The following is a 19014-nucleotide window of genomic DNA, read 5'->3' as shown; positions in this document are numbered from 1 at the left end:
GAATGAACCAGACCAGCACGTTTAAACGGTTAATGTCTTACCCATTATCTCAACCAAAGCCAATGACTAAAGGACTCGCCTTGCTGTTTATTGCAGCGTTAGCTAGCGCCGGCGGCCCTTGGTTGATTCAATATTTCATTGATGAGCACATCGCTAAAGGTGACTATTCACAAAATGTTCTGATTTCGCTAGCAGTAGGTTATATAGCTCTTCAGATCGTATCGGCAACATTCCAGTATTTTCAATCATTGCAATTTAGCATTGTCGCGGCTAACACGATCAAAGCGATTCGTAAGCAAGTATTTTCTGGCGTGATTAAGCAGCCGTTATCTGCGTTTGATTACACTCCTGCTGGAAAATTGGTGTCGCGAATCACCAACGATACGGAATCTTTACAGCAATTTTATGAGCTTTTGATCGCGACCGTGGTGAAAAACGTGGTCATGATTGTCGTAATGCTTGGCGTTATGTTTTTCATGAGCTGGAAGCTCACACTCGTTGTGCTTGTATTGCTGCCGATCGTCATCGGCTTTATGTACTTGTTTAAGCAGCTAAGTACAGAAAGCTACCGAAAGATGCGTGACCTATTGACCGATATAAATGCGAATCTGAGTGAATCCATTCAAGGGATGAGTGTCATCCAATTAATGCAACAAGAAGAGCGTTTTAATAAACAGTTCAACGAGCTAACCGCAGAGCATCTGGTGGCATCTAAACGAGTGATTCGGCTAAACGGCTATCTGCTAAGACCATTAATGGACTTACTCGCTGGTCTTGCGTTGCTTTGCTTGGTTGCGATCTTTGGTTTTAATGGTATTGAGTTGATTGGTGTGGGGGTACTGTATGCATTTATCAGTTATCTTGCGCGAGTTACTGAACCACTAATTGAGATGACTCAGCAACTTGCTCTACTTCAGCAGGCGTTAGTATCAAGCGAACGTGTTTTTGAATTGATTGATGCGAAAGAACAAACTTACGGGGGCGATCATCAACCATTAAGGTCAGGTGCTATCGAACTTAAAGACCTCTCATTTAGCTACGATGGTAAACAGGACGTCCTAAAAGACATTTCGTTGAAGGCCAACCACCAAGACTTTATCGCGCTTGTCGGGCATACAGGAAGCGGTAAAAGCACATTAGCGTCACTGTTAATGGGCTTTTATCCAACGCAATGTGGTGAACTGCTCATAGATGGTCGTCCACTTAAAACATTAGGGAAAGACGTACTTCGCAAAGATGTGGCAATGGTTCAACAAGATCCACATATTCTCCCTGCTTCAGTCAGAGAAAACATCTCTCTCAGTCGGGCGGTTGATGACAATCAAATATGGGATGCGTTAGACAAGGTAGGTTTGGCAGAACAAATTCATCGTTACCCTAACGGGCTAGACACGCAGTTAGGTCAAGGCGAAACTAATTTATCTGCAGGTCAGAAACAGCTTTTGGCGTTAGCACGTGTGCTTGTGGTAAAACCTAAGATATTGATATTAGATGAAGCAACCGCAAATATTGACTCAGGAACAGAGGCTTTAATCCAAAAGAGCTTGGCGGTCCTCAGACAAGACATGACGCTCGTTGTTATTGCTCATCGGCTTTCAACTATCTTAGATGCAGACCAAATCATTGTTCTTCATCATGGGGAGTTAGTCGAGAAAGGCACACACAAAGCACTCTTAACGCAAAATGGTCGTTATGCTCAAATGTATCAGTTACAGCAAGCAAACCGACACCTACAACAGATTGAAGAAGACACCAAGCAACTCGAAGAAGCGGTGTGATTTTATGCCCGTGCCTTCTTTTTATTTAGTCGGCATGGGCATAATTGGTGTAACTTCAAAATTTAACCTGTTAGCTTCCAATTTCTTCATAATGTGAACTAATTTTCTATTTCTTACCTATTATTGACATAACCCCTCGCTATATCGCGCAAGGTCGTTGTAAAATCGTACGGTACTTAAGTCTACTGCCTGTGGCATTGGACTGAATTCCGCTTTCTAATTATGCACATTAATCTCATGACACAAGTCCATGGACAAAGATAAGTTTACTAACATCTATCGCTTGCCTGGTTCGATTCAAATTCGTATCGGTAAATGGCAAAAGACGTTCCGCGGCACCTCTGATTTAGTTTTACATCAGGCGCTAATGGAACGTAATAAGCAATTTAAGAAGCCAGACTTTTTACCTAAAGGCTGGTGTGTCACTCCTATTGATGAAAACGACATTACCATTACGCATCACGGTAAATATATCCAAACCGTTATGCGCACAATGCTGGACAGAAAGGTCTCATACAAGCGACTGTTCCTATCTCGAATGGCTCTCGAAGAAGGTGAAAAAGTGCTCCACAATTACAAGCTGGAGTGGGTAAGAAAACATAACCAGATCGCCAAAAAGTACAATCAAATTAAAAAGAAACAATATATGAACTTTGCAAGAGAAGAAGAGGAAACCCTCTACCCTTCGATTCCAAAGGGTGAGTTTGACAAAACATTATGGAACAAACTTGTCATATCATCGTTTGGCCCGCAGAAAAAGTACAAAAACCCGCACTTTGTCCGTAAAGCCGATTTCTAAATAAACACCCCTAAAGTGAGGGGTGTTTATTTATACGTTAACTCACCAGTCGTAAGTTAAACTTGCAATAACATTTTGTCGGTCGCCATACCAACAAAAGCCATCACATGTCGCTATGTACTTTTTATCCGCGATGTTTTTAGCTGCGACTTGTAGCTTGTAATCGCCGATTCGATAACTGACCGTCGCATCCATTAAGAAATAACTTGGTACTTTTAGTCTCTCTTCGTTGTCTCCGTATGACTCACCTGTATAGCGCGCGCCCAAGCCAACAGCAAAGCCATCAAGAGGTCCATCAAAGAAACGATATTGTGCCCAAGCTGATGATACGGTATTCGCCACTTGGGAAGGTGTTTTGCCAACCCATGCCTTATTGATGTCTTCTTTTATCTCTGCATCAACGTACGCAATGTTCCCGATCAATGTTAAGGATGGTGTCACATTAGCTACAGCTTCAAACTCAACGCCGTTATTTTCTATTTTTCCTATTTGCGTTAATTCACTCAAGTAGATACGAGCCAAGTTTTCTTTTGTTGCTCGATACGTTGCAATATTGAAATAACCATCAAATGAATCCGGTTGGTATTTCATACCGATTTCAAATTGATCACCGCTTTCAGGCTTCGCTGGCTTACCATTGCTGTCTTCTTGAATAATTGGATCAAAGTACTGAGAGTAACTAAAGTATGGCGTGAAGCCAGAATCAGAAATATAAGCCGTTCCCACGCTAAACGTCCACTCTCCATGATCGACTTTCGTGCGAGCCCCCGTGGTAACATTATGTACTTCATTACTTGTATCGTCGTAACGTGCGCCCAATAACATCGCCCATTTATCGTTGATCAGCATATGATCTTGAAAGTAGACGCCGAGCTGCTGATTATCGATTTTCGTTCTTTGTTTATCGGTTTCGCTCAATGGTTGTAGCGTATTCGGATCGAGTAACATTATGTTATCCGAATAAGTAGGATTAAATACATTAAACCTAGGATCGGGCAAAGCTCCCATTGGTGTGTTTAATAATGCATTACCATTAGCAACGATAGGGTCATTGGCAAAATCTTTACCATCGATACTGATCATTTGAAAATCTATGCCCAACATCAAGTTATGCTCAACACTTCGCCAATTTACTTGGTGCATCAAACGATTATCGATATTAAAAGCATCAGATGACCCATCTTCTGTTGAAGCACCCCGAAGTATGGTTTTGCGTTCATTTGATGGGTCCAAAACCGGCCCCAACGCAGGCACGTCAGCCGAGTAAACGTACGAATACATTTGTCTTAGCTTAACATCCATTTCGCTGTAACGAGCTGCTTGAACAAATGAAGTGGTATCATTAAATGCATGAGAAAACTCATAGCCTAAAGACACCTGCTCACGCTCAAACGTCTCCCAGTTAGGATTGCCTATCGCTAAACTATCACTGATCTTTCCATTTTTGTTTGGCGTTAACGTTCCTTCAACTGGCAAAAATTGCAGATAAGGATCTGAGTCGTCTTTTTGATAGCTCGTTAGAAAGGTAATTTCAGACGTCTCATTAAATTTGTACGTTATCGATGGAGAGAGAAGAATGCGCTCTGCTTCTACCCCACTAATTCTCGTCCCATTTTTTCTCGCTAACCCTTGAAAGCGGAAAGCTAGCTGCTCACTCACCTCAGAGTTTACGTCAAGAGAAAGTTGTTTACGGTCTTCAGAACCGTACTCCAAAGATACAAGTCCTGACCCCCCATCAAATTGAGGTCGCTTACTGACAACATTGATAACCCCACCTGGAGGGTTTTGCCCATAAAGAACAGACGCTGCACCACGTAAAACTTCAACCCTCTCTAACGCAAACGGATCTATTTGCCAACTATAGAAGCCAGAAGAATATAAACGGGTACCATCTTGATACAACCCGCTGTTCGCTTGTTTAAAACCACGAATAATAAACCAATCTTGCTTGTTATCTTCGCCGAAATAATTAGTTTGAATGCTTGGTGTGTACTGTAGTGCGTCAGAAATGCTAATAGAGGCACGATCATCCATTTGCTCTCGCGTAACAACAGACACCGCTCTTGGAGTCTCATTGATAGCAATATCAGTTTTCGTCGCTGCCCGACTCTTCGCTCCGAGATAACTAAAATCTGGACCAACTGCACTGTCTTGCTGCTGTCCAATCACAACTATATTTTCATCTTCCTGAGCCAAGACATTTGGCGTTGATACAGCTAATACAACCGCCATCGACGTTGGTGTCAGCATAAACTGCCGAGTCATATTCTCTCCTTTTTGTCGGTAGCCAAACCAACCCTTCATGACTTCAGCGACCGCTGAAAGAAAAGCGAGTTACGGCATCGCCAGTTGTTTCCGTAAAAGACAAACCAGAGGTTTTGCATAAAGCACTCGCATAGGTTACGAATGCCACTACGAGTGCTTATTTGTATAAGTACTTTCTTGGTTGAGGCTTAACTCATCTCTATAAACGGCGTAAACCCCACATTAAATACAAACCGCCAATGAGAGACGCCATAAGTCCTGTTGGTATTTCTTGCGGGTAAAGGACCTGTCGTCCCAACCAATCAGCCAACAACATCACCCCTGCCCCCAGTATCGCGGCGCATAACATGTGTTGTGACGCTTTGTTAAAACCAAATAAGCGAGCTAAATGCGGAGCCAACAACCCAACAAAGCTAATCGGGCCAACAACCAATGTCGCACTGACCGTGAGACAAGCAACTAAAAGAAGCAGTATTGCGCGTGAACGATCAACTCGAATTCCAAGTGCTTTAGAGGAAGCGGCACCGACAGGAAGAATATCTAGCCATCTTACGCAGAGAAAACTCAACCCTATAAAGACAAGCGCAGATAAAGACAATGGGAGTAACGTTTCAACCGAGACATAGTAGGTAGACCCAGACAACCAAGCCAATGCTTGATAACTTCTTGGGTCACCAGTGGCTAGAATAAAGCTCTGTATTGCATTCATCAGTGCGGTTATCGCAATACCAGTCAACAAAATACGCTCCGGCTGAAAGCCTGACTTACGGTTTAGCAGCACAATGACTAATACCGTCGCTAATGCGCCTACGAGCCCGCCTAGAGAAAGAGTGAAAATTGACGAACCAAACCCAGTAAACATCGCGATGATCAATCCCATCGCTGTCCCTGAACTGATACCGATCACTTCAGGACTTGCCATTGGGTTTCCACTTAGGCGTTGAATCATGGTTCCAGCAATCGCTAACATTGCCCCCGCAATTGCTGCTGCAAATAATCTAGGTGCGCGCCATTCCAAAAAAATCCAATTTTGGCTAGCAAATAAGTTTGTCCACCCTTCATTTTGCACAGCAACCGTGGCAAAAAGAACAACAGAAATTAACGTGCCGATCAACGCCAATGAGATCGCTTTAGGGTTTAGCTTGTAAACATGTTGACGGTGTCGAGTTAACACTGTTTGAGTATGGCCCTGCGTCTTTTGTGATAAACGAGGTAACAGCCATAACAGTAACGGAGCGCCCAATGCAGCCGTTGCTGCTCCCGTTGGTATAAAACTCGCCATTAGCCCTGGCAGTTGCTGAATAACCAAATCGGTTAAAGTCAATAACATGGCACCAATAAGCATTGATACCCAAAGCTTATGCTGGACTTTATTGATACCTATCAATCGAGTAATTGCTGGCGCCGCTAACCCGATGAAACCGATGATTCCTACGGCAGAAACCACCCAAGAAGTGATTAACACCGCAAGCCCAAGACAGACAAAACGCAACTTAGCTAGCGAGACACCTAAACTCTTGGCACCTTGCTCGGAGAGTTCCAACAGACTTAACGGCTTTGCAATCACAAATGCAACGACCGTAGCAAGTGCGATTCGAGGGGCAAGATACGAGAAATCTCCCCATCCACTCTGAACAAGCGAACCGGCTCCCCATATCATTAACCCATTCAGCTTTTCGGTATTCATCATCAGAATAACCGTACTTAATGATGCAAAGTACAGGTTTATCACTAACCCAGAAACGACGACAACCGTTGGAGATAACGCTCGTCGCCATGACAACAGCATCACCAACCCCATCGATATCACACCGCCGATGAGAGCAACCAAATTAGGCGCGATATCCAACATCCAAGGTGCGAATAGCGTAGCTAACATCAAAGCAAAACTTGAACCGCTCGCCACACCAAGTGTCGTGGGTGAAGCGAGAGGGTTACGCAGCACTTGCTGCATCAATACCCCAGCAACCGCTAATCCAGCACCAGATATAATCGTGGTGAAGACTCGAGGCCACCAGCTAAAGTGAAGTAAAACAGAATCGATAGATTGAAAGTTAGGCTCCCATAAACTGATTAGAGCCAACGAAAATGAGCTTACTTGGTACAATTGGAAAGCACCAATAGAAAAGGTAAATGCCGAAAGTAACACCACAAAGCTTAAAGGCATCGTTTTCATTGTGTTAACTCCTCGACCTTACTCGCCGTAACTAACTCTGCGAAACGGAGGGCTGAAGGCATAGAACCAAAACTCCAAACGGGCGCGACTTGCATGACCTTTTCACCAGATTGTTGAACAACATATTGCCAAAATGGGTCTTGAGAGAGCTGCTCCGCTCCACCATAAGGTAATGGCTCTACGATAACGATTTGAGCTTTTATGCCAGCTAACTTGTCGATGCCAACTAGGCTGAAGCCCCAGCTATTCGTCTTTTCATTCCATGCATTACTCAGCCCAATCTTTTCGATAGCCTGGGAGTAAAGACTATTTTGACCAAAAACACGTACGTGCTTTGTATCCATAAACTGAATCATTAGAAGTGGCGGCTGGCCTTTATTTATACGCTGTTTTAATAAAGACAAACGTTTTTCATATTGTTGGATAAGCGCCTCTGCTTCCGCCTCTCTTCCCAGCTCTTCACCAAACCTCCGAGTGAAACTGGTAAGTACCGACCAATCCGTAATCCCGCTTTCATATAAGTCAATGGTGGTAACCGGGGCGATATCAACTAAGCGATGCTTCATTGAGGAGAAGTACGGGGCAATAAAAATACGATCAGGTCTGAGCTCGTAAATGCGCTCTATATTGGGTTGAGTCCTTAACCCTACATCCTTTGTTTGAGGCGGTAACGGTGGTGACTTTACCCAAGCATCGTAATCTTGCCCTTGAGCAACGCCTACAGGTACGACCCCTAAAGCCAACATCGTTTCAGTTTGTGTCCAATCAACCGACATCACCCGAGGTGATGCGTCAGCTAGTGCTTGAAAAGAACTGACCAAAAGCGCACTAAGTGAGAGAGCGAAAGAGAAATGTTTAAGTCGAGTGTTTGTACTGCTCATTATTCCAACCTTTAGCTTGGCATCGCCACCGGATAACCCGCAGGGTGGTCAGAGATCATCATCTCTATCCCATATATGTCCCTCAGCTTAGGTTCAGTAAACACCTGTTCAACATTGCCTTGTGCAATCAAATCACCTTGATGTAATGCAACGATGTAGTCGCAAAATCGTGCAGCCAAGTTGATGTCGTGCAATACGATAATAACGCCCAAACCCAGTTCTTGACTGAGTTTAGAGATAAGCTTCAACATATCTACTTGATGGCTGATATCTAGCGCAGACAAAGGCTCATCAAGAAGCAAATACTCGGTTTTTTGGGCTAACAGCATAGCTAGCCACACACGTTGACGCTCTCCTCCAGATAACGTGTCCACTAAGCGATCTGCGTATTTTAGTGTGCCTGTCATCGCCATTGCTTCTTCAACAATGTCGTGATCTTTCTGACTCAAACGTCCAAGTAAACCATGCCATGGATAACGACCAAAACCGACTAAATCTCGACCTAAAATACTGTCGGTCACTGGAAGATGCTGAGGCAAGTAGGCAATGTGTTGGGCGAACTTTTTCGCTGAGAGATCGTTAATGCTCGTGCCATGCAAAACCACATCCCCTGCAGTATATGGCTGTTGCTGTGCCAGCAACTTTAACAATGTGGATTTTCCTGAGCCATTATGCCCAACAAGAGCGTATGTTTTTCCGGGTTCAAATGTCACATCAAACGCTTTAAGCAATGACTTGCCTTCAATCTCAAACTGGAGTGCTTTAGCTTCCAACATCCCTACTTCACCTAATAGCCATTTACGAATAACAGTTATTCAAAGCTCTCATTCGTTGATCACGTTTGCCGTTCTTATTCAACAGAACGATTAATAAGGGAGGTTTTATATAACAACAAAGATACAAATGCAAACCGTTGTCATTATCATTACATCAACAAAATCATTGAGAGAATTGCTAAGTGTTAGTGATGATTTGCTCGGCTGAACTTCATTAGTAAATTATCGGCAGGTCAACGAGAGCAGCGGTCTCACACTGCTCTCGAATAAATTTGAACGAATACTGCAGCGTATGAAGAAATGAAAAATGCCGCAGTGAATACATTAATGACGAGCGTCAGCGCCAAACTCTACTTCTTTATAGATATCGGCCAGCGACTTTTTACCTTGTTTGTCTTTGGCTGAACGCTTTTTCTTAGTTTGATAATGGTATTCTTGCTCCTGAAGTGCTTGTTCGTGCTCTTTTGCTGACTCAACAAACTCAGGATTTGCAAGTGCTTGTTGGCGTAAGCGGTTTACTCTTTCAAGGGTTTCCCACAACATACTTCACCTCCAAACTTATTACTGTATATAAAAACAGTATTGTTTAAATATTCCTCCTCGTCAACATTTCAACTCCTTTACTGATCTTCACATCAGCCCCAAGCCTGTATAGTGCTCGGGATATTTGTGGATGATTTGCTTTATATAACCTTGATGCTCTCGCAGAGCATTAACACATTCTCGAGATAACCATCCCTGATATACCCATTTTTCAAGCTCTAACAATGCGTATGGGATGGACCACGCTTGTCTATACGGATGGTGCGTTGTCATAAAATCAAAGGCATTCGCGACAGCCGTAATTTGCGCGGCGATTGGTATATCGTCACTGGTTAAACCATACGGATAACCAGTACCATTTAAGTTTTCGTACTGATAAGTAACCATCTGCAAAAACAAAGTCATACTCGGGTGAACCGGATTTCCGATACGGGCAACTATGTCATCCGCTGAATCGATACAACGCTCAATATGTTGAATCAATATCGCCTCTTGTTCTTGAGAGTAATTTGTTCGGCGGCTAGCAATTTCAACTGGCAGCTGACTATCACCGAGCGCATGGAACTGAGCAAAAATACCAATATCTTCGACCATTTCGTCATTCAGGTGATAACGATCCGCTAACTGCGTTGCGATAATTTGACTGTAGTACTTCATGCGTTTGGTATGCGCGTAATACTCAGGTGAATAGCCTGGCATCATACATTGCATTCGGTTCGCTAGCGTTTCTATCGCATTGACTACTTGAGTTTCTGATTCAACCGCAAATCGAATCATTTCGAAATAAGGTTTAAGACCATTCAGCGCTTCTAAACTAAACGCATCACGTTGAGTGGAGTTCAAAAATACAAAACCAGTAAAAGCTTTATTGTCATAACAAGGAATAGCAGCCGACGACTGATATCCGTGTTTGAGTAAAATTTGAACCCGAGGACAGTGATTAATATCATGAAGGTCTTCGACGATACGAGGAACCGCGTTTTTAGAGGCAATATTGAGGTGGTGGAGTTTACGGAATGCTGATTCGTGATGGGCTAGACACCAAGTGTCGAACTCACTTTCTGCAAATGATTTGAGCACATCTTGGTCTGGGTGATATTTTGCAAATGACACCCTATCAATACATGGCAAGTGCGCCTGCATCCTGCCTTTTAGCGTTTGCAGTTGCTCGTTAAGCGGTTTTGCAAACGGGTAAAAACTCCGGTGCGCCATGCTTCACCTCCACACCAAAGCAGAGAAACAAGAAAAGCTCATTGTGTTGCAAATTCAATGGTATTTTGAGCGGTTTTCTCCACTTAAACTATCGATATACCACAACTTAAGTGTACGAAATAAAAGCACATTTCTACCAATTTTTTCACCGGATATCTTACGGTAATTTGATCCAGATTAAAAAAGCCAACGAGCGAAACTCGTTGGCCTAACAATACTGATTGATTACGATGGATTCAGTAACTAGAAGTTATTCAAAGAACGTTCTAAACAACTAGCCTAGAGCAGGAAGCACACCCAGCGTAATTAACACCTGAGCGAATACGATGCCAGTGCCAGCGATGCCCGTTATCACTAACGCACCTTGACCACCTGCGACGCGGTACTCCCCAGTAAAATCATCCGATTTACGAACCTTGATCACCATAACCAAAGGCAAAAAGATGGCTAAAATCGCTAAGGCAATCGCTGCATAGCCCAAAGCCATAATAAAGCCTTGAGGATAGAAAAGTGCGAAGCCTAGCGGTGGAGTAAACGTCACTAGTGCCGCAATCAAACGATTAGGCTTATCGTTACTTCCTTTGATGGTATCACCCAAAAATTCGAATAGACCCAAACTCACGCCAAGGAACGATGTCAACAATGCCAAGTCAGCAAACACACCAACAATGCTACCCAAATTTGATTGGTGTACTGTCTGAGATAGTTGACCAATCAGTGCGCTCAACCCTCCGTTCTCAACAAGCGTACTTTGGCTAACCACACCCAACGTCACGATTTGCCAAAAGATATAAATAACGAGTGGAATCGTCGAACCAATAATAACGGCTTTGCGTAAAGAAGAAGTGTCACCGTCTAAGTAATTCACAATTGCAGGTATACTTCCGTGGAAACCAAACGAAGTAAAGATCACCGGAATCGCCGCTACAACAAGGCCTTGTTCGATTGGCATACTTAACAAGTAAGATTCCGTAACGTTTGGAGCAAGAAAAGAAAGCACCGCAACCATCGCAATGAGCTTCATCGCGAACAGAACTCGGTTTACTTTATCGACCGTACCGGTACCCACTGTCACAACTAAAGTCACAATCAAGGTAAAGATTATCGTTGATGTAGGCCCTGAAATATCGAGGTCAAACCATTGTGCAAGGCGGTCTCCGAACTGAGCACCACCGCCAGCGATATACGCTGCACATAATGAGTAGAAAAGAAACAACATCGCAAAACTTGCCACCCACTTGCCTTTTTGACCTAGGATCTGTTTCGCCAAAGTATGAAGTGTAGCACTACTCTCCGCATGTTGATGAAGCTCAAGCATAAGCAAGGCAGTGAAAGCCATCAGAGCCCATAAGCCTAGCATGATGATAATAGAAGTTGAAAAACCAATGCCGGCAGAGGCAAGTGGAAGCGCTAGCATACCAGCGCCTATTGTAGTGCCCGCAATAATTAGCGTACTACCGAATACTTTAGAACGACTCATTGTATATTAATCTTTACACTTTATCAGAAATTATCAGTATTAGATCGGGCAACAGCGGACCGAAACCAACACCATATTTGTATTGCCGTCGATATTGTAGGATCTTTAGCAGAAGATCAAGCAAAGTGTAAGGATAAAAAACCACACATGTAAACTATAATTTACACATTGCTGATATTTAACAATAACTGTGTGCATTCTTCCCTGTTCATGAACTTGGGAACAGGGTAATTCCAGTGCGCCTCTTTCAGAATTAAATCAACAAGCGCATCAGCATCTTCACGTTGAATGAGCGCACTGGTTTGCTCAATATCAATAGTTGAAAACAAGGACTCCAGATTCGCCAAAAAATGCTGAGCACTTGCGTTACCTAACTGCCCCTCGGCCGTCAACTCATCGAGCTTTCTTAGTTGAGGCTCAATCTCTGATAATGAAAAGCGCAGCACAGGCAACAAGGCTAATCCGTTTGCCATACCATGAGGTATTCCATATCTCGCACCGAATGTGTGAGCAAAGGCATGAACATAACCCAAACTCGCTTTGGTAAATGCTAAACCCGCGTAATAGGATGCCATAGCCATTTTATGACGAGCTTCGACATCATCCCCTTGCATCACAGCCCTAGGAAGATATTTAAAAATGAGTTTAATAGCGGCAACCGAATAAGCCATCGTTTCTTGAGTAGCGTTTTTCGATACATAGGCCTCAATAGCGTGGGTTAATGCATCAACGCCAGTATCAGCCGTGATCTTAGGAGGTAAACCAATCATTAAATTCGCATCTAAAGCTGCCATTAGTGGCACCAACTTTGGATCCATTAAAGGGGTTTTAATGTGTGAGGAGGGATCTGACACGACCGCAGCGATAGTAACTTCACTTCCGGTTCCAGCCGTTGTTGGAATAGCAAAAAGCGGTGCTGGCATTCGCCATACCTTCAATAGTCCAGCTAATTTTTTTATTGGCCGTTTATTGGTAACTTTCGCAGCAATAACTTTTGCACAATCCATTGCAGAGCCGCCACCCAAAGCTAATATGCCCTCACAATGAAAACGATGATAAGCCTCTAGACCGCTCTCAACCTGATCATAGGTAGGATCGGGCTTAACTTGCGAGAAAACATCTAACTGTAAATCGAGTTGTGCTGCTGCCTCAAGCACCTTATCTACAATACCGACTTGGACCAACCCTTCGTCGGTAACTAACAAAACGCGTTTAAATCCCAGCTCGGTCATCGATTCTAATAGCTCATTCATCGAACCAGGGCCGGAAAACAAGGTTGGTCTCGGCATAGGAAGGATATGGGCTGCAATTTTTAACCCAGCGGTGTAACTCCGGTATAAACGATGCTTCAACATACGAAATCCTTTTCATTTAGAGCTATCATTCTAGCTACTTTTACTACCTATGCTTACTTTGCAATCACACATTTTCAATAAACTTATCTCACTAAAAGGGCTAGCATCGCTGGGAAACCGTACCATTTTATTATCTTTCCTCAACGACATGAGCTACAGAGAAAATGTTTTCAACGACGCTCTATTGTCATGTAGTTAACAAGCTTCTTTCCCTATTACTCTGTTAGTTACAGAGCGAGCCTCGAAGAAGTCTTCTTATTTTTTGCCAAAAGCAACAATATGAATTCTGTTAAACACACATCAATACCGTGTGTCTCTGGTTGAGCGCGAGCACGATTTACAAAAATAAAAATAAGAATGCGTTACATCATGATTTATTGTCGTTTTCAAATAAGTCAACAAGAGCAACAATAATCTTTCAAAACTTATACTTAGTTCAAATATCTGACTCTTAACCATGAGCTTCAGGTGATATTATTATGCAACTAGGATTATTATCCCGCCCATAATCAAAACTATGTCTAAACGCCCACCTTTTTGGGGTCTATTCGCTGTCGTACCCAATTTTTCCTATCACCTTCTGATTTGGGTTTAGCGTGGGCTAATTAGCAATGTCGGTATAAACCATGAATCATTCTTGCCATTCCCATACGGACATGGGCTTTGAAGTCGATCTGAAACAAGCACTTATCTGGGTTGCTCGAGCACTCGACTATGTAGGTGTTGATGATACGCACCATAGCCATCGTGTCGCTTACATCGCTTACCAATGTGCTCGGGTCATGAACTGGGAACCAGAAAAAGCGGAGTTTTGCTACTTCGCAGGGATGATCCACGATTGTGGAGTCTCCGAAACACAAGAACATAAAATGTTACTTGAGGAGTTGGTGCCACAAGATGTAAAAACACATTGCTTAAGAGGATACCGAAGCCTCAAGCAGTGTCGTTTGTTGCGTCAGTTTGCTACACCTGTTCTTTACCACCATACACATTGGAGTGAACTAAAATATCTTGATTTACCGCCTTTTGAAAAAGAGGTCGCTGCCCTACTTTATTTAGCCGACCGTCTCGATTTTATGCGTTCCAAATACGTCATGAACTGCCACTGTGACATTGTCACACTTCATGAAGAACTAATTGCAGAATGCATCATGGCAAACGCTGGAACTTTGTTTAATCCAGACATGGCTAAGGCAATGGTTAAGCTCGTTATGACCGACGCATTTTGGTTCGCGATGGAGTCTGAAAATATAGAAACCATCGGATTAAACTTTAAAAGCATTGATTGGCTTCAAAAACAGCTCACCATCCAAGATATGAATAGTTTGGGCATGTTTATCGCTCGAATTGTTGACGCAAAAAGCCCATTTACTTATCAACATTCGCAAAAAGTGGCGGAGTTATCTCGGTATCTAGCCATCAAGCTTGGGTTCTGTGAGAACGACCAAGAGATGTTATTTATTGCTGGGTTGGTGCATGATATCGGAAAGTTAAAAACACCAGATGAGATTCTTCATAAAGAAGGATCTCTTAATAAACAAGAGTATACGCGTATCAAACGCCATACAATTGATACTCAGCTCGCATTGCATAAGGTCTTCCCTAACGCGAAAATAGCGGAGTGGGCTTCCAATCATCATGAACGTTTAGACGGGTCGGGCTATCCCTATCACAAAACAGGCGCCGAGCTCGATGTTCCATCGCGTATCATTGCTGTCGCGGATGTCTTCCAAGCTCTGTCTCAGGACCGTCCCTACCGAGGACGAATGGCTCAAGCGCAAATCGCCGCGATTATGGGCGAGCAAGTCGCTAATCAAGAACTTTGTTCTGACGTCTATGCAGTGCTAGAGCGAAACATGACCGAGTGTTACGAGCTATCAACTAATGTTTAATCGATAAAGGGCGTATCTACGCCCTTTGCTGATTTTGTACAGGTTGCAAACCAATCATTTTGCAATATCAAGTACATTGTCTCGCACACCATTGATTCTGAACCAACCTGCAATGCTGAACCGCTCTGCGTTGGTCGGTAAAACCTCATGCGGGAATTGCTCAGATAAGAATAAAAGTAAGCGTCCTGATTGAGGAGGGATGGTTGCTATCTTATTATCATTTAGATCGTAAACCACCAATTCACCTGCATCCTTTTCCGTCCAAGATTCGTTCATGTAAAAAACGGTTGTCAATCGACGGTTTTCATTGCCCTTAAAACAATCTAGATGCTTTTGGTAGAAATCCCCTTCCTCGTACTTGGCAAAGTGAGCTTCATACTCAAAAAGCCCCAGAAACAAGTGACGGTTCACTTCTTGGCGTATTTCTTCCATCTTATCTAAGTAAGAAGTAACCGCGTGCCCCATATTGGGCGATAACCATTGAATTTTGTCACTTCGAATTGACTCAATACGTGTCACATCGTCATTACGACCAATACGCGCTTTTTTCCAGTTACTTGGAATGCAGTCTCGTAATTGAGCCACTTCTTGTTCAGAAAGAAAATCATCCCAGATGTAGTAGCCATGGGTTGCTAACGCATCGATCATTTTATCCATTATTGTCGTTCACTCATATTAGTTGGGCGGTCTATATAAAAAATCTTCAACCCCACAACAAATGCGATTTTTTGTCGAAACGACAACAAAATAAAAGAGAGTAAAAATAGGTGATGACGAATATAAAAATGCCGCTCATATGAGCGGCAATATCTTTTATTATTGACGAGCTTCTAATCTGGTTGGATGAACTCGCAACGGACTAAGACGTTTAATAGTCGGGCGTTGTTTGTTTTTTAACTGGATATGGCAAAGTTCCAGAATTAAGCCGAATGCCATCGCAAAGTACACATAACCTTTGTTGATATGAATTTCGAAGCCTTCTGCCATCAATAAACCACCTAACAAAACGAGGAATAACAAAGCAAGTGTCTTAAAACCAGGGTAACACGACACCAGGTTATTGATTTTTTCTGCTGTCATGACCATCACGATAGCAGAAGAAACAATCGCTGCGACCATAAGTGGGACATCACTTGTTAAACCAACGGCGGTTATCACCGAGTCCATCGAGAATACAGCATCCACGGCAACAATCTGCAACAGAACTACCGCTAAACCAGTACGGGCGTGAGTTGAGTGAGCAGACTCGTTGTGATTTAACCAACTCCACAACTCTTTCAGGCTTTTAGCCAAGAGGAATGCACCACCCGCAATCATGATGACGTCTCTTCCGGTAAACGCTTGGTTCGCCAAAGAAAATAGCGGTTGAGTCAGTTGCATGATCCAAGAGATTGAAAACACTAAACCAATACGAGCAATAACAGCAAGACCAATACCAAGGTTTCTTGCCAGCTTACGTTGGTGCAGCGGCAGTCTTTCACATAAGACAGAGATAAAAACGACGTTATCAACGCCTAAGACAACTTCAAGCGCAAACAAAGTGGCGAAAATAGCCCAAGCTTCTGGTTGCATAAAAAGTTCTAGCATGAGCATGTCTCCAATAATAAGAAGACATATGGTGAAGGGTTTTGCCGACTAAAGGGGTCGTCCATTAATTATTTATACCTTTGTTACTGAGGGATCATGAGTAAATCACCAAACAATCAACAAAACAATATCTATTTTAATTAACAAGGAACAAGTTTAATTCGTGTACAAATCAATCAACTCCTCCAAATTGATTAAAATTACATAGAAGCTTTAGAATTGAATAAATGAAAGCATTAAAGTCCAACAAAACTAAGATAAATTTCTAGACTTATAAGCACCATCAACCCTTATGCAACCCATTAAATGCATTGAGCTCAAAGAGAAACAGGCGTGTTTCCGAGATAAACAATAGTAAAAATTTGTTTCATGCTGATATACTGCCAAAAATCATAAGAAACCATGCTATTTATGGACTACATTGCTCTTTCGCGTATAAGCCTTAAACATCTAACTGTTTTACATATGTTGTTAACCACTCACAGCGTCACACTTGCGGCAGAACGCTTGTGTGTAACACCATCGAGCGTCAGTAAAACGCTCGGACAGTTGCGCGAAACGCTAAAGGATGACCTTTTTTACCGTGATGGCACTCGCTTAGTGCCGACAGCATTTGCGCTGCATATAGGCCCGTCAATCCATGGCATACTCTCCAGTATGAATGGGTTATTACATCAAGGCTCTTTCAATCCGGCTTACTATCAAGGTAGTTTTTCATTAGCAATGCGTGAAAGTTCATTTGAGCTCTTTGCGCCAGTTCTACAGCACTTGTCCCAACAACTGAGCAATCACGCGCACTTGAATGTCCATGCGAAAGAGGAAATGAGCTTCGATGCATTAGCAAGAGGTCAAGTAGATTTTTTGTTGCTTCCTCACGATCTCAGCCAACCACCCACACAAAATAAAGACTTGGTCTGGAAAACCATTTTGAAAGACGAAATGGTTTGCTTAATGAGAGCATCGAACCCACTCGCTGAGCAACCCTTATCTGTTGAAAGTTACCTTTGTGCAAGACACATCGGTATTCATGATAAAGATCTGTCACAACCTTATTTTGAGCAAAATCTCACCCAAAGGCATTCAAAGCGAAACTTGGCCATGCGTGTAGCCGACTTTGGTTCAGCTGCGGTGATGTGTCAGCACTCGGATTACTTATTCACATGCTCCAAGCTTTGGGCAAGAGCGGCAATGCAAGCAAAAGGTTTGGTTGAGCAAGCTCTTCCATTCGATTACGGGCAAGTTGCCTACAGCCTCGTTTGGAACAAAGCGAGCTTAAACGATCCCGCTTTAAAATGGTTACAGCAACAATTACTCGACGCTTGCGCCATGTTAGATGCCTGTGATGCGTAAGCATAGATAAACAACGGTACTACGTGAGTACTGTCGGCACTGTGATAGGGTTACTCACGTAGCATCGAAGCTCTGATTTTAAGCGTTCGATATCATGATGAGAGCACATATCCCAAGTTAACGCCTCCCCCATTACTCCGTGATGCTGAAAGGCATTTAAACGTATAAGCACCGATTCAGGAAGAGTACTCAAGTAACGTCCAATTGCTACGATTTCTATATCTAAATCACTTTTTTGGGGAATATGCAGTAAGCGGACCTCGTACAATTTTTCGTGCTCAACAAGGTACTGAAGGGTTTTAAATACACGATGATTATCACGCCCAGTTAGCCACTGATGCGTCTCCGTCTGCCACGCTTTCAAATCGATCATTGCGCCATCCAGAAAAGGTAGAATACGCTGCCAACCAGCAACCGCTAAAGAACCGTTACTGTCGATGAAACAAGAGAGGTGCCGTAATTCAGGATCTTGTTTTATCCCTTTAAACAGCTCAATAATGAAAGGAAGTTGTAAGGTAGATTCCCCACCGGATACAGTAACACCACTGATGAAAAAGCGATGTTTGCGTATCAAATCGAGCATTGTTACTACAGAGTAGTCAGTAATTTTTGGATTAGATTGGTTCTGACATATCTCTATACAATGATCGCAGTGGGTGCACTCCTCTTTAAGCCAAACAACGTTGTTGTTTTCGTCGAACTTCAATGCGCCTGCTGAACATTCACTCACACACTCACCACAATGATTACAATGGTTTATCGTGTGAGGATTGTGGCAGTTCAAACACTGATAGTTACAACCCTGTAGAAAGATGACTAGACGATTTCCTGGCCCATCAACACAAGAGAAAGGAAGGATATGAGTGACTTTTGCCAAAAGGCTTCCACTTCGTCTAGACATCTTGTTCTTTCCTAAACCG

General features: G+C 43.0%; 15 protein-coding genes. 4 read left to right on the top strand and 11 right to left on the bottom strand.

The features are described 5' to 3' along the window. Nucleotides 1–2 precede the first annotated feature (2 nt). Nucleotides 3–1778 carry an ABC transporter transmembrane domain-containing protein gene (locus tag R8N47_RS16305; protein ID WP_064353891.1) on the top strand — a complete coding sequence of 592 codons (1776 nt, stop codon included), beginning with the start codon at nt 3–5 and terminating at the stop codon, nt 1776–1778. Between the two features lie 250 nt (nt 1779–2028). Continuing rightward, a complete protein-coding gene (locus tag R8N47_RS16300) occupies nt 2029–2577 on the top strand; it encodes a hypothetical protein (protein WP_064353890.1) in 549 nt (182 codons plus the stop codon). Between the two features lie 42 nt (nt 2578–2619). Here R8N47_RS16300 and R8N47_RS16295 read toward each other — a convergent pair whose 3' ends face one another. From R8N47_RS16295 to R8N47_RS16260, 8 genes are all read right to left on the bottom strand, one after another. Then, nucleotides 2620–4842 (bottom strand): TonB-dependent siderophore receptor, encoded by a 2223-nt coding sequence (locus R8N47_RS16295; protein ID WP_064353889.1) that lies wholly within the window; start codon nt 4840–4842, stop codon nt 2620–2622. Between the two features lie 199 nt (nt 4843–5041). Further along, nucleotides 5042–7018 (bottom strand): Fe(3+)-hydroxamate ABC transporter permease FhuB, encoded by a 1977-nt coding sequence (fhuB, locus tag R8N47_RS16290; protein WP_064353888.1) that lies wholly within the window; start codon nt 7016–7018, stop codon nt 5042–5044. Further along, nucleotides 7015–7899 (bottom strand): iron-siderophore ABC transporter substrate-binding protein, encoded by an 885-nt coding sequence (locus R8N47_RS16285; protein WP_005377718.1) that lies wholly within the window; start codon nt 7897–7899, stop codon nt 7015–7017. The genes fhuB and R8N47_RS16285 overlap by 4 nt, the downstream gene beginning before the upstream one ends. An 11-nt stretch (nt 7900–7910) precedes the next feature. Further along, nucleotides 7911–8675 (bottom strand): ABC transporter ATP-binding protein, encoded by a 765-nt coding sequence (locus R8N47_RS16280; RefSeq protein ID WP_064353887.1) that lies wholly within the window; start codon nt 8673–8675, stop codon nt 7911–7913. A gap of 324 nt (nt 8676–8999) precedes the next feature. Continuing rightward, the gene (locus R8N47_RS16275; protein WP_005377723.1) at nt 9000–9218 is read right to left on the bottom strand and encodes a hypothetical protein; all 219 of its coding nucleotides are present in this window, start codon (nt 9216–9218) and stop codon (nt 9000–9002) included. 87 nt (nt 9219–9305) lie between these two features. Further along, nucleotides 9306–10430 carry an HD-GYP domain-containing protein gene (locus R8N47_RS16270; RefSeq protein ID WP_064353886.1) on the bottom strand — a complete coding sequence of 375 codons (1125 nt, stop codon included), beginning with the start codon at nt 10428–10430 and terminating at the stop codon, nt 9306–9308. A 274-nt stretch (nt 10431–10704) separates the two neighbouring features. After that, entirely contained in the window at nt 10705–11910 is a 1206-nt protein-coding gene (locus tag R8N47_RS16265) for an aromatic amino acid transport family protein (protein WP_033905238.1), read from the bottom strand. A 161-nt stretch (nt 11911–12071) separates the two neighbouring features. Further along, nucleotides 12072–13265: an iron-containing alcohol dehydrogenase gene (locus tag R8N47_RS16260; protein ID WP_064353885.1), complete on the bottom strand. Its 1194-nt coding sequence runs from the start codon at nt 13263–13265 to the stop codon at nt 12072–12074. A gap of 626 nt (nt 13266–13891) precedes the next feature. Between R8N47_RS16260 and R8N47_RS16255 the strand changes: the two genes are divergently transcribed. Then, a complete protein-coding gene (locus R8N47_RS16255; RefSeq protein ID WP_031778971.1) occupies nt 13892–15157 on the top strand; it encodes an HD domain-containing phosphohydrolase in 1266 nt (421 codons plus the stop codon). A 54-nt stretch (nt 15158–15211) separates the two neighbouring features. Here R8N47_RS16255 and R8N47_RS16250 read toward each other — a convergent pair whose 3' ends face one another. Then, nucleotides 15212–15814 (bottom strand): 2OG-Fe(II) oxygenase, encoded by a 603-nt coding sequence (locus R8N47_RS16250; protein ID WP_005377733.1) that lies wholly within the window; start codon nt 15812–15814, stop codon nt 15212–15214. A gap of 159 nt (nt 15815–15973) precedes the next feature. Then, the gene (locus tag R8N47_RS16245; protein WP_005377734.1) at nt 15974–16744 is read right to left on the bottom strand and encodes a TerC family protein; all 771 of its coding nucleotides are present in this window, start codon (nt 16742–16744) and stop codon (nt 15974–15976) included. 411 nt (nt 16745–17155) lie between these two features. On the opposite strand from R8N47_RS16245, the gene R8N47_RS16240 reads away from it, so the two are divergent. Beyond that, nucleotides 17156–18094: a LysR family transcriptional regulator gene (locus R8N47_RS16240; RefSeq protein WP_005377737.1), complete on the top strand. Its 939-nt coding sequence runs from the start codon at nt 17156–17158 to the stop codon at nt 18092–18094. Between the two features lie 19 nt (nt 18095–18113). On the opposite strand, the gene R8N47_RS16235 is transcribed toward R8N47_RS16240, so the two are convergent. Continuing rightward, nucleotides 18114–18995, bottom strand: a complete 882-nt coding sequence (locus R8N47_RS16235; RefSeq protein ID WP_064353884.1) for a YjjW family glycine radical enzyme activase — start codon at nt 18993–18995, stop codon at nt 18114–18116. Nucleotides 18996–19014 lie beyond the last annotated feature (19 nt).

This window comes from Vibrio sp. 2132-1 (assembly GCF_033344315.1).
The sequence above is the reverse complement of the archived record's forward strand: the minus strand, read 5'-3'. Positions and strand labels throughout refer to the sequence as shown.

Bases quoted from the DNA above. Each gene is read 5' to 3' on its own strand.
- R8N47_RS16305 (WP_064353891.1), top strand. From the start codon at position 3: ATGAACCAGACCAGCACGTTTAAACGGTTAATGTCTTACCCATTATCT.
- R8N47_RS16300 (WP_064353890.1), top strand. From the start codon at position 2,029: ATGGACAAAGATAAGTTTACTAACATCTATCGCTTGCCTGGTTCGATT.
- R8N47_RS16295 (WP_064353889.1), bottom strand. From the start codon at position 4,842: ATGACTCGGCAGTTTATGCTGACACCAACGTCGATGGCGGTTGTATTA.
- fhuB (WP_064353888.1), bottom strand. From the start codon at position 7,018: ATGAAAACGATGCCTTTAAGCTTTGTGGTGTTACTTTCGGCATTTACC.
- R8N47_RS16285 (WP_005377718.1), bottom strand. From the start codon at position 7,899: ATGAGCAGTACAAACACTCGACTTAAACATTTCTCTTTCGCTCTCTCA.
- R8N47_RS16280 (WP_064353887.1), bottom strand. From the start codon at position 8,675: ATGTTGGAAGCTAAAGCACTCCAGTTTGAGATTGAAGGCAAGTCATTG.
- R8N47_RS16275 (WP_005377723.1), bottom strand. From the start codon at position 9,218: ATGTTGTGGGAAACCCTTGAAAGAGTAAACCGCTTACGCCAACAAGCA.
- R8N47_RS16270 (WP_064353886.1), bottom strand. From the start codon at position 10,430: ATGGCGCACCGGAGTTTTTACCCGTTTGCAAAACCGCTTAACGAGCAA.
- R8N47_RS16265 (WP_033905238.1), bottom strand. From the start codon at position 11,910: ATGAGTCGTTCTAAAGTATTCGGTAGTACGCTAATTATTGCGGGCACT.
- R8N47_RS16260 (WP_064353885.1), bottom strand. From the start codon at position 13,265: ATGTTGAAGCATCGTTTATACCGGAGTTACACCGCTGGGTTAAAAATT.
- R8N47_RS16255 (WP_031778971.1), top strand. From the start codon at position 13,892: ATGAATCATTCTTGCCATTCCCATACGGACATGGGCTTTGAAGTCGAT.
- R8N47_RS16250 (WP_005377733.1), bottom strand. From the start codon at position 15,814: ATGGATAAAATGATCGATGCGTTAGCAACCCATGGCTACTACATCTGG.
- R8N47_RS16245 (WP_005377734.1), bottom strand. From the start codon at position 16,744: ATGCTAGAACTTTTTATGCAACCAGAAGCTTGGGCTATTTTCGCCACT.
- R8N47_RS16240 (WP_005377737.1), top strand. From the start codon at position 17,156: ATGGACTACATTGCTCTTTCGCGTATAAGCCTTAAACATCTAACTGTT.
- R8N47_RS16235 (WP_064353884.1), bottom strand. From the start codon at position 18,995: ATGTCTAGACGAAGTGGAAGCCTTTTGGCAAAAGTCACTCATATCCTT.